This window comes from Fischerella muscicola PCC 7414 (assembly GCF_000317205.1).
Lineage (GTDB): Bacteria > Cyanobacteriota > Cyanobacteriia > Cyanobacteriales > Nostocaceae > Fischerella > Fischerella muscicola.
Genome location: NZ_AJLK01000219.1, coordinates 1 through 1,308 on the forward strand (window position 1 = coordinate 1; position 1,308 = coordinate 1,308).

Below are 1,308 nucleotides of genomic sequence, written 5' to 3' on the forward strand. Positions count from 1 at the left end.
TCGAATAAGTGGGCTATGAGCAACTGCAACTTGGCTTTCCATAACACTTCCCCTCAACGGGGATGAAAACAATTGAAAACTTAGCCAAATTGCGAACAGTTAATTCCACTTCTTTCCATAACACTTGCCTGCAAGCGGATAAAAGCCACCTGCAACAATTCTTTTAATAAAAAAGCGATCGCCTTAAATGTAAGTCCACAAATTTCTAACCAGTTAAACTCGCAAAGACTCTGCGTTTCCTTTGCGTTTAAATCGCTACAACGTAATTAGCAATTCTGAAACATCGGCGTACTCAAATAACGTTCCCCAAAAGAAGGCTGAATCACCACAATCAACTTCCCGGTATTCTCCGGACGCTTGGCTACTTGTATCGCTGCACACAAATTTGCACCCGAAGAAATACCAGATAACAAACCTTCCTCCCTCGCCAAACGTTGCCCAAATGCGATCGCTTCTTCATCACTGACTGCGATCACTTCATCTACTAAGTCTGTGCGGAGAACTTCAGGGATAAATCCTGCCCCGATACCTTGAATTTTATGTGATCCTGGTTGTCCACCAGAAAGGACGGGACTATTTTTTGGTTCAACTGCGATCGCCACAAAAGTTGGTTTACGTGCTTTGATAACTTCAGCTATACCCGTAATTGTTCCGCCAGTACCCACCCCAGCGACGACAATATCTACTTGTCCATCTGTATCTGTCCAAATTTCTTCAGCAGTGGTTTCGCGGTGAATTTTGGGGTTAGCTGGGTTGCGGAACTGTTGCAACATGTAAGCATTGGCAGTGTTAGCCACAATTTCTTCGGCTTTGCGAATAGCCCCCCGCATTCCTTCTGTTCCTGGCGTTAACTCCACAGTTGCACCGTAAGCTTTTAACATTGCCCGTCTTTCTACACTCATAGTTTCGGGCATAGTCAAAATCAAACGATAACCACGCGCCGCCGCTACCATCGCTAATCCAATTCCCGTATTCCCCGATGTTGGTTCTACTAAAATACTTTTTCCTGGTTCAATTAATCCAGCAATTTCTGCTGCTGTGATCATACTTGCAGCAATCCGATCTTTTACAGAAGCAGCCGGATTCATACCTTCCAACTTCATAACAATTCTGCCCACGCATCCTTCTGTTTGGGGAATTTTATTCAGCTGAATTAATGGAGTGCGTCCAATTAATTCAGTCACATCACGAGCAATTCGCATGAATAAAAACTCCTTATTGGGGAATGGGGAGATGGGGAACTCACCGGCCCCTGGTGGGGATTAGGGGCGATGGGGAGATGGGGAACTCACTGGCCCCCACTCCCCC

General features: G+C 45.6%; 1 protein-coding gene. It reads right to left on the reverse strand.

The window, feature by feature from the left end; translation table 11 throughout:
• Positions 1 to 266: 266 nt before the first annotated feature.
• Positions 267 to 1,202: a cysteine synthase A gene (gene cysK / locus UYI_RS0131310; RefSeq protein WP_016870633.1), complete on the reverse strand. Its 936-nt coding sequence runs from the start codon at positions 1,200 to 1,202 to the stop codon at positions 267 to 269.
• Positions 1,203 to 1,308: the final 106 nt, after the last annotated feature.

What these genes read in the sequence shown, in the direction of transcription:
- cysK (WP_016870633.1), bottom strand. Translation starts at nt 1,202, where the DNA reads ATGCGAATTGCTCGTGATGTGACTGAATTAATTGGACGCACTCCATTA.